Below are 9273 nucleotides of genomic sequence, written 5' to 3' on the forward strand. Positions count from 1 at the left end.
CGGGCATCGGCAGGTCCGGGGCCGGTCCGGCCGATGGGGCCGACAGGCCCGGTCGACGCGGCTCCCCCCACGCCCGCAGGACGGCGGCGACAAGTGAGTGCAGGTGCAAATCTCACCGTTTGAGGGCGGCGCGCACACTGGCCTGATGAGGCCGTTCAATATCCTGCGGTTCAATGACGATCCGGACATCCTGTATGCGGATGACTCGGCACAAAGGCATATGACGGCCAACCCCCAGAGTATCCAAGAGGGTTCGCTCCGTTACGATCGCCTCCAAGCCGCCGCGCTCTCCGTGGAGGACTCGGCGGTGTTGATGGCCCGCGTAATGGAGGAGCGTTATGGGGAGCAACCCGAGTCCGACGAGCGCTCTGTGGCGCAAGTCGTCGTACAGCGGCACCACCGGTGGAAACTGCGTCGAGTGCGCGCCCCTTGGTTCGGCCAGCTGGCAGAAGTCCTCGCACAGCGGGGCCACCCAGAGTCAGTGCGTCGAAGTCGCCGCACAGCCGTGCCGTATAGCCGTCCGTGACTCAAAGGACCCCGCCCGCGGGTCCTTCACGGTCGCACCCGCAGCGTTCGCGGTCTTCGTCGAAGCCGCTTCGCACGGGCGAATGAAATCCGCGTAGGAATCACGCTTCCCGGCACAGCAGCAGCAGTGCCCGATCGTCGTTGACGTCCTTCGCGACCGTCTCGATGAGATGCCAGGCCGCTCCCTCGAACCCGGAGGAGACATAGCGGTCGGCCTCACCGGTCAGACGGTCCATGCCTTCGCTGAGGTCCTGGCCGGAAGCCTCGACCAGGCCGTCCGTGAAGAGCATCAGCACGTCGCCGGGGCGCAGGGAACCCTTCACCGGGTCGAACTGCGCCCCGTCGTACACCCCGAGCAGTGGTCCCTCCCCGGTCTTCTCCTCCCACAGGCCGCTGCCCGCGTTGAGTTGGAGCGCCGGAAGATGACCGGCCGACAGCAGCTCGTAGTCCCCGGACTCCAGGTCCAGGACGAGATGGATCGAGGTGGCGAAGCCCTCGTCCCAGTTCTGTCTGAGGAGATAGCCGTTGGCGGCATGCAGAAAGCGGTGGGGTGGGAGCGAGCCGAGCAGACCGCCGAAAGCGCCGGAGAGCAACAGGGCGCGGGAGGCGGCGTCCATGCCCTTGCCGGAGACATCGGTGAGGACCACTTCGAGCGTGCGTCCCCCATTGGTGCGGGCCGCGACAACGAAGTCACCGGAGAACGACTGACCGCCCGCGGGCCGCAGCGCCATCTCCCGGTGCCATCCCTTGGGGAGGCGGGGCAGGGCGCTCTGGACCGCGATGCGTTCGCGGAGGTCGAAGAGCATGGTGCCGCCGCGTCGCCAGGGGACGCCGACCCTGGCCCTGAACTGGGCGATCAGCAGGCCGAAGAAACCGCAGGCCGCGACGACGAGAACGGTTCCGGGCGTGACGCGATCGGGACCGTCGCCGTAGGGGCCGAGGTTGAAGGTCTCGACGATCAGACCGGCCGCACAGGCCGCGTACAGGCCCAGGAGGCTGGCCGGCCGCAGGATCAGCGCGCCGGCGACGATCGGCAGGACGAGGGCGGAGGGTGAGATCCACTCGGACTTGGTGATCGTGCCCCAGGTGATGGCCGGGACCGTGAGGAGCAGCGCGGTCAGGGCGACGGTGTCCGAGCCGTCACCGCGGAAGTAGTCGACGGCTGATTTGCGCAGCGCGATCCTGGCCCGGTGGGTCGCCTTGCGCCACCGAGCCCCCAGTGAGTCTGCTGCTCTGCCACGGGCCATTGTCGTGTGACCTTATCGACCCGTAGCCCGTTCGTGCAGGGGGACCCCTATGACAATGCGTTCGAAATCGGGTCGCTCTGTCGACGTATCGGCAGATAGTCATGGCATATGACAAGTACTCTCCGGGTGTTGACTCCTGGCTACTCATGGGACGCGCAGAGGGCTTCTGAGCTGGCCTTTTATCAAGCGGCCGGCGCGCCTACCGACCGGCCAACACCGTCTCACCCGAACGGACTGGTGTCCGATCGAGACCCAGAACGGGTGGGATTGAGCGGGAAAGGCCGCCTCGTACAGTTGCCTGCTGTCGGCGACTGAGGACGTACTGGTCCAGACCAGACACGCGATCGGGAGGGATCGCGGACGATCACGCCCACCGCGCTCCTGGGTCTCCGGGCCATCGGCGGGTGGCGGGCCGAAGCCTTGAGGACGGCGACTCGTCGCTGATTGATACCACGAGGGTGCGGCTCAATGTGTCCGAAACGGATCGCCAGCGGGCGGAAGATCCGGCGGGAACAGCTCCGCCGGACGCCCAGTGGTCCCCCACCGAGGGGCCGACACCCGAAATCTCGTTCGCCCTTTGCGCTAATTCTTTGCTAGTCATGACGGATGACCGTTGAGCTACGAGTTCTACAACCGTCCGAGTGGGACAACTGGTACGAGGGGTTGGAGCAGGCCTTCGGGGGCGTACGGCAGGCCTCGGAGAGGCGCGAGCTCATCAGAGAGCTGACCGATCCCACGCGGGCGATCGCGGCCTGGGACGGCGCGGTGTCCGTCGGCAGCGCGGGCTCATTCGGCTTCGATGTCACCGTCCCCGGCGGATCGCTGGTCCGGATGGCCGGGGTGAGCGAGGTGAGCGTCGCCGCCACCCACCGTCGGCGCGGAGTGCTCACCTCGATGATGCGCCGCCAACTCGACGACCTACGGGAGTGGGGCGAGCCGATCGCCATCCTCACCGCGTCCGAACCGGCCATCTACGGGCGCTTCGGCTACGGGGTGGCGAGTTGGCAGCTGATGTGCGAGATCGACACCTCCCGGGTGCGGTTCGCCGAGCCGGAGGGCCCGGACGGCATCACCTTGCGCAGGGTGAGGCCCGCGGACGGCCTGGCGGCCTGTGAGGCGATCTACGCGCGCACCGTGCCCGAGCGTCCGGGCATGATCGCCCGAGTGCCCGGTTGGGACCGGTTGCAGATCATGGACTCGGCCGAGGACAAGGCCGGTGGCTCGGACCTTCAGTGCGTACTGGCCGAACGGGACGGGGAGACGGTCGGCTACACCCTGTTCCGCAACCGTCCCGTCTGGGACAACGCCGGACCCAAGGGCTCGATCCAGCTGACCGACCTCTACGGGCTGGACCCGGCGGCGTACTCGGCGCTCTGGCGGTTCCTCTGGGGAATCGATCTGACCTCGTCGATCACCAGCCAGAACCGACCGGTGGACGATCCCTGGCTGCATCTGGTCTCCGATGTGCGCCGCTGCGACGTACGGACCTGGGAAGGGCTCTACGTACGACTGGTGGATGTGGGTACCGCCCTGGCCACCCGTACCTATCGCACCGGCGTGGATCTCGTCCTGGAGGTGGAGGACGCCTTCTGCCCCTGGAACGAGGGGCGTTGGCGGCTGTCCGGGGACTCCAAGGGCGCGGTGTGCGAGCGGACGGCCGACGCGGCGGATCTGGTGCTCTCCGTCAGGGAGTTGGGCGGTGCGTACATGGGCGGGATCTCCCTTTCGTCGCTCGCCGCCGCCGGGTTGGTGCGTGAGGTCCGACCGGGAGCACTGGCCCAGGCCAGCGCCGCGTTCGGCAGCGATGTGGCGCCCTGGGTGCCGCACAACTTCTAGGCGTACGGGCCTGGTTGTCTCCAGGGGCTCGGGAGTCGCTGGCACGCCGCCGTGTTCGGGCCGGAAGGAGATCCGGCCCGGAGCACGGCCCGGGCCCGGGCCCAGGTCGCCGCCGGGTCGAATCGTTCCGCCTCCCAGGTGGTCGATGCCAGCGTGCCGCGCCCCCGGTACTCGCGCATGATCACCGCATGTGGCGGCCAGGCGATGAAACGGTGCAGCGCGTCGGCATCGCGCCACACCGCCACCGCCCCGCAGCGACGGGCCGTGGGTGCCGCCCACAGCCAGAGCCCATGGGTCCCTTCGAGCTCCGGCCAGTGCGCGACCAGGCGGCGGGCCGCACGGTGGACGCCGGGCAGGTCCCGGGCCCTGTCGAGCCGGAAGTCGGTGACGCTGACCAGGACCGGGCCGTCGTGGTCGGGCACCTGGCCGGGGGCCCAGGTCGATCTCAGCATGTCGGGTCGCCGACTGCCGTGCCGTGCGCCGCGTCGGCCGACGCCCGGTGGGGCGCGCCCGGTCGCCAGTCCGGGGACCGTCCCAGGGCCATCAGAAAGCGGTCCAGCGAACTCGCTTCGGCGGCCGGAACCAGGCCGGGCCCGAAGGGGCTGTCCACGGCGAGCCGGGAGCCACCGTCCGGGATGCCGGTCGCGATGGGCAGTGCGGCGCGCAGAACATCGGGGCCGGGGTCGTAGGGAATCCCCAGGCTGCGCGCGACATCCCAGCTGTGCGCCACATAGTCGACGAGGTGGAAGGCCACGGCCTGGTCGGCGGAGAACGTCCGATCGGGGGAGATGTCGGGGATGCTCAAACCTCGGTCCGCGGCGGCCACCAGGCCGAAGGCGGCGATGACCTGGTCGGCCGTGTCGCCGTAGTGGGCAAGGGCGTCTTCGGCCGGGCGGGGCTCCCAACGCCCCCGGGACCGGCCGTCACCGAGCGCGGCAGCGGCGAACCCCCGGTGCTGGGCGGTCATATGGGCCAGCAGATCGGCCAGCGCCCAGTCGGCGCAGGGCGTCGGTCGAGGTAGATCATCGGGCGTCACCTGTCCCACCAGCCTGACGCTGTCCAACACCACATGCGCATGGAGGATGCGCAGCCGGTCGGAGCGGACCCCTTCGAGGTTAATATGCATGCGCTTACGATGTGCGGGCACCTATTAATTGTCAACGGGTATTTTCATGGCCATGGCTCAGAACGTGGCTCAGGGTGACTCCCCCGCTCAGGGGCAGCCGGCGCGACCCGACCTCGCGGCGATGCTCGTGCCGTTGGGGCGCGCCCTGATGGCGGCGGAGCAGCCGATCCTCAACGCCCAGGGCCTGACCATGTGGGCGTACACGGTGTTGCTGCACCTCGACGAGAAGCCGATCCGCACCCAGTCCGCCCTGGCCGAGGCCATCCGCGCGGACAAGACCCGCATCATCGCCGTCCTGGACGCCCTGGAGGCACGCGCCCTGATTCACCGTCAGCCGGACCCCGAGGACCGGCGGGCGCGACTGCTGTCGCTCACCCCCGAGGGGCGGCTGCTGCGGGACCGGGTCCAGTACGCCATTCAGCAGGGCGAGGAGCGTCTGCTCGCCCTGCTGCCGGCCGAGGAGCGCGAGGGCTTCCTCCGGGGTCTGCGCACCCTGTCCGCACTGCCGGATCTGACGTTGGAATAGCTGGTCGCCGAGCGCCGGTGGAGATGACTCAGCTGGTGGTGGGGTTGACCTGGCAGCGGGGGCACCAGAAGAGATTGCGCGCCGCGAGGTCGGCGGTGCGGATCTCGGTGTGGCAGATATGGCAGGCCAACTGGGCGCGGCGGTAGACATACACCTCACCGCCGTGGTCATCGACGCGCGGGGCGCGGCCCATGGCCTCGGGGGTGTGCTCGGGGCGGACGGTGTCTATGCGGTTGTTTCGAACGCCCTCGCGCATCAGCGCCACCAGATCGGACCAGATCACCTCCCACTCGGCGCGCCGAAGGTCCCTGCCAGCCCGGTACGGATCGATGTTGTGCCGGAACAGCACCTCGGCCCGGTAGACATTGCCGACACCCGCGATGATCTTCTGGTCCATCAGCAGGGCGGCAATGGTCGTACGGGAACGAGAGATCCGGGCCCAGGCGCGGTCGGGGTCGTCGTCGGGACGCAGCGGGTCCGGGCCGAGGCGATCGTGTATCGCCGCCTTCTCCCCGTCGGTGATCAGGGCGCAGGTGGTGGGGCCCCGGAGATCCATATAGCCATCGGGGTTGGCCAGACGCAGTCGCACGGTGTCGGTGGCGGGCGGTGCGGGGGCGTCGCCGAGGTCGACCTTGCCGAAGAGCCCGAGGTGGATATGGACCCAGCCGAGCGGACCGAAGCCCAGGAACAGGTGCTTGCCGTGGGCCTCGGCACTGTCCATGGCCTGGCCGTCGATCAGTGCGGCGGAGTCGGAGAACTTGCCCTGCGGGCTGGTGACGCGGAGGGGCTGATCGAGAAAGCGCTCGCGGTGGTCCTGAGCGAGCCGGTGAATGGTGTGACCTTCGGGCACGGGCGCTGATCCTTGGTGCTGGTCCGCTGCGGGTCTCCATTGTGCCTCCTCCGGGGGCACTGGATCACGCAAGGAGCCGCCCCGCCCACCGGGGCGCACGACTCCCACCGGGTGGCATGACGAGCGCCCCCGCAGGCACGAGTGCCTGGGGGGCGCGGGGGGGGAGAGGGTTACGGCTGCTGGGGGTGGTGGGCCGGGATCGGGGGGAGCTCGCCGGTGTTCTCGTACGCCGTCAGCATCTCGATGCGGCGGGTGTGGCGCTCCTCGTTCGAGTACGGCGTGCTGAGGAAGATCTCGACGAACTTCGTCGACTCCTCCACCGAATGCATTCGGCCACCGACGGCGACCACGTTGGCGTTGTTGTGCTCGCGGCCCAGGGCTGCCGTCTGCTCACTCCACGCCAGCGCGGCCCTGACCCCCTTCACCTTGTTCGCGGCGATCTGCTCGCCGTTGCCGGAACCACCGATCACGATGCCGAGGCTGTCCGGGTCCGCGGCCGTCCGCTCCGCGGCGCGGAGGCAGAACGGCGGGTAATCGTCCAGGGCGTCATAGATGTGGGGTCCGCAGTCGACCGGCTCATGGCCGTGGGCGGAGAGCCATTCGACGAGGTGGTTCTTGAGTTCGTAGCCAGCATGGTCGGAACCGATGTACACGCGCATGGGGGGAGTGTGGCACGCGAATGGCCGGGTAGCCGTCAGTGGGGTCAGCACCTGATTGCACGACGCACGATTCTCGAACCAAAGGAATCAACCATGACCTCGCAGCAGACTCTTCCAAAAGAAGGTGGGCAGCCCGAGGAACCCCCACAATCGCAGTCATCGGATGAGCTGAAAGCCGGCCTGAAAAATCGGCATCTCTCCATGATCGCCATCGGTGGAGTGATCGGCGCCGGGCTGTTCGTGGGCTCCGGGGCCGGGATCGCCGCTGCGGGACCCGCGATCCTCCTCTCCTACGCACTCGTCGGCACGATGGTCGTCCTCGTGATGCGGATGCTGGGCGAGATGGCGGCCGCCAACCCTGCTTCCGGCTCGTTTTCGGAGTACGCCGACCGGGCGATCGGACGCTGGGCCGGGTTCTCGATCGGATGGCTCTATTGGTTCTTCTGGGTGGTCGTGCTCGCGGTCGAGGCGACGGCCGGAGCGGTGATTCTGGAGGGATGGATTCCAGCCGTTCCGCAGTGGGCTTGGGCCCTGATCGTGATGGTGGTGCTCACCGCGACCAACCTCGCCTCCGTCGGGTCGTACGGCGAGTTCGAGTTCTGGTTCGCCGGCATCAAGGTGGTGGCCATCGGCGCGTTCGTCGCGATCGGCCTGCTCGCCGTCTTCGGGCTGCTGCCCGGGTCGGACAACCCGGGGAAGGGGTTCGCCCATCTCACCGACTCCGGCGGCTTCTTCCCCGAGGGGTACGGGGCGATCCTGACCGGTGTGCTGATGGTCGTCTTCTCGTTCATGGGCAGTGAGATCGTCACCCTGGCGGCCGGAGAGTCCGCCGACCCCCAGCGCGCGGTCCGCAAGGCGACCAACAGCGTGATCTGGCGGATCGCCGTGTTCTATCTCGGCTCGATCTTCGTCGTACTGACCCTGCTCCCCTGGAACGACAAGTCGATCACCGAGGACGGGTCCTATGTCGCCGCGCTGAACTCCATCGGGATTCCGCATGCCGGCGAGATCATGAACGTCATCGTGCTCACGGCGGTGCTGTCCTGTCTGAACTCCGGCCTCTACACGGCCTCCCGGATGGCGTTCTCGCTGGGCAAACGGGGAGACGCACCTCGCTCCTTCGCCCGGACCGACGGTCGGGGCGTACCGCGCACGGCGATCCTGTCCTCCGTGCTCTTCGGCTTTGTCGCGGTCTTCTTCAACTACCGCTGGCCCGACACGGTCTTCGCCTTCCTCCTCAACTCCTCGGGTGCGGTCGCCCTCTTCGTCTGGCTGGTGATCTGCTGCACCCAACTGCGGATGCGCCGCATCATCGAGCGGGAAGCCCCGGAGAAGCTGGTCGTACGGATGTGGCTCTTCCCCTGTCTGACCTATGTGACGATCGGGATGATCCTCTTCGTCATCGTCTACATGGTCTTCGATGACACCGGACGGGAGCAGATGCTGCTGTCACTGGCGGTGGCGACCGTGGTGGTGGGCGTCGCCCTCTGGCGCCGACGCTCGGGGCACGGCCAGGGGTCTGGGGGCGAACGGCCCGGGCCGACCCCGTCGACGGGGATCGAGCGTTCTCCGGGGCTCGGCCCAGATGGTGGCGCGAGCGACAAGCGTGCCGATGCCGGCCGGAACGGCTGACCGCTCACGCGCCGGGTCCCGCCCGTGAAACGGCTCCGCGGACTCGGCGGCGCTCCACGACGCGCGGCGCCTCCCGCACCCTCGTCCTCCGCAGGGGGACGCCGGGCCGCGCAGGCTCCGGTGCGCGGCCCGCGGCCCCGATCGGTTGGTCCACGATCGGGGCTGCTCGTTGGGTGGCACATTGAGACACCGGAGCGAAAACGTGTTGCTGCCGGAGGCGGACCAGGTGAGGCTGCTCCATATGACCTCTGACCAGCCAGATATCGCCGAACAGCCCGGTAGCCCGCACGATGTGTCCGCGCTCTTCTCACACGGCCGGCTGACCGCGATCCCCCGGAAGACGGCCCGTAGGGAGCAGGTGCTCAACCATCTCGCCCAGACCCTGTTCGTACCGGAGCGGGAGTACAGCGAGCGCGAGGTGAATGAGGCGCTGCTCACCGTGCACGATGACTTTCCGGCGCTTCGCCGCTATCTGGTGACCGCGGGGCTGTTGGTGCGGCCCAGGGACGGGAGCAGCTATCGGCGCGGGGTCTAGGGGCCTGCTCGGCCGGTTCAGCCGCGGGGGTTGAGGGCTGCCCGGTTCAGGTGGTGGTGCGTGGCCGCTGGGTCTGGCCGGGGGCGGTGCAGGTCGCCACACCAGCGGCCAACCACTCCTCCAGCGATCCCATCTCGCCGAGGCCGATGACGGTGACGATGACGATGACGGCTGCCTTGCTCGCACACGCTCCACTTCTCCGGGGTGATCCCGTGCATCGGTTGGCCTCTCCACCCTCGGTTCCGGTGCGGAACCTGCACAAGTACGCACCAGTGAGCGGGGGTTGCCGATGGGTGCCTATCCCATCAGCGCAGACCGGGCACACGGCGAGGCGCGT

Annotated in this window: 11 protein-coding genes and 1 pseudogene; 6 read left to right on the forward strand and 6 right to left on the reverse strand. The window is 68.6% G+C overall.

All coding sequences use genetic code 11. The features are described from left to right. Positions 1-103: 103 nt before the first annotated feature. Positions 104-307: pseudogene (locus tag NBG84_RS27295) on the forward strand (Scr1 family TA system antitoxin-like transcriptional regulator); the annotation flags it as partial. 31 nt (positions 308-338) lie between these two features. After that, the gene (locus NBG84_RS27300; RefSeq protein ID WP_250922276.1) at positions 339-623 is read left to right on the forward strand and encodes a DUF397 domain-containing protein; all 285 of its coding nucleotides are present in this window, start codon (positions 339-341) and stop codon (positions 621-623) included. Positions 624-626: 3 nt separating this feature from the next. Here the strand turns inward: NBG84_RS27300 and NBG84_RS27305 are convergent, their stop codons facing one another. Beyond that, positions 627-1772, reverse strand: coding sequence for a SpoIIE family protein phosphatase (locus NBG84_RS27305; protein ID WP_250922277.1), 1146 nt, complete (start codon positions 1770-1772; stop codon positions 627-629). 606 nt (positions 1773-2378) lie between these two features. On the opposite strand from NBG84_RS27305, the gene NBG84_RS27310 reads away from it, so the two are divergent. Continuing rightward, complete coding sequence (locus tag NBG84_RS27310) at positions 2379-3608, forward strand: GNAT family N-acetyltransferase (RefSeq protein ID WP_250922278.1); 1230 nt, start codon at positions 2379-2381, stop codon at positions 3606-3608. Here NBG84_RS27310 and NBG84_RS27315 read toward each other — a convergent pair. Continuing rightward, positions 3605-4060, reverse strand: a complete 456-nt coding sequence (locus NBG84_RS27315; RefSeq protein ID WP_250922279.1) for a hypothetical protein — start codon at positions 4058-4060, stop codon at positions 3605-3607. The genes NBG84_RS27310 and NBG84_RS27315 overlap by 4 nt on opposite strands. Further along, a complete protein-coding gene (locus tag NBG84_RS27320; protein WP_250922280.1) occupies positions 4054-4734 on the reverse strand; it encodes a TIGR03086 family metal-binding protein in 681 nt (226 codons plus the stop codon). The genes NBG84_RS27315 and NBG84_RS27320 overlap by 7 nt, the downstream gene beginning before the upstream one ends. Positions 4735-4786: 52 nt before the next feature. Between NBG84_RS27320 and NBG84_RS27325 the strand changes: the two genes are divergently transcribed. After that, a complete protein-coding gene (locus NBG84_RS27325) occupies positions 4787-5260 on the forward strand; it encodes a MarR family winged helix-turn-helix transcriptional regulator (protein ID WP_250922281.1) in 474 nt (157 codons plus the stop codon). A gap of 28 nt (positions 5261-5288) precedes the next feature. Here the strand turns inward: NBG84_RS27325 and NBG84_RS27330 are convergent, their stop codons facing one another. Together NBG84_RS27330 and NBG84_RS27335 are read right to left on the reverse strand one after the other, a co-directional pair. Next, positions 5289-6110: an Fpg/Nei family DNA glycosylase gene (locus NBG84_RS27330; RefSeq protein ID WP_250922282.1), complete on the reverse strand. Its 822-nt coding sequence runs from the start codon at positions 6108-6110 to the stop codon at positions 5289-5291. A gap of 170 nt (positions 6111-6280) precedes the next feature. Continuing rightward, positions 6281-6769 (reverse strand): ribose-5-phosphate isomerase, encoded by a 489-nt coding sequence (locus NBG84_RS27335; protein ID WP_250922283.1) that lies wholly within the window; start codon positions 6767-6769, stop codon positions 6281-6283. 93 nt (positions 6770-6862) lie between these two features. Here NBG84_RS27335 and NBG84_RS27340 point away from each other — a divergent pair, with 93 nt between their 5' ends. Next, entirely contained in the window at positions 6863-8401 is a 1539-nt protein-coding gene (locus NBG84_RS27340; protein WP_250922284.1) for an amino acid permease, read from the forward strand. Between the two features lie 241 nt (positions 8402-8642). Beyond that, a complete protein-coding gene (locus tag NBG84_RS27345) occupies positions 8643-8936 on the forward strand; it encodes a DUF2087 domain-containing protein (RefSeq protein WP_250922285.1) in 294 nt (97 codons plus the stop codon). Between the two features lie 46 nt (positions 8937-8982). Here NBG84_RS27345 and NBG84_RS27350 read toward each other — a convergent pair. Then, positions 8983-9273: hypothetical protein (locus NBG84_RS27350; RefSeq protein ID WP_250922286.1), on the reverse strand; the 291-nt coding region annotated here is incomplete at its 5' end.

It is taken from the genome of Streptomyces albipurpureus (genome assembly GCF_023701525.1).
In the GTDB taxonomy this organism is placed as follows: Bacteria; Actinomycetota; Actinomycetes; order Streptomycetales; family Streptomycetaceae; genus Streptomyces; species Streptomyces albipurpureus.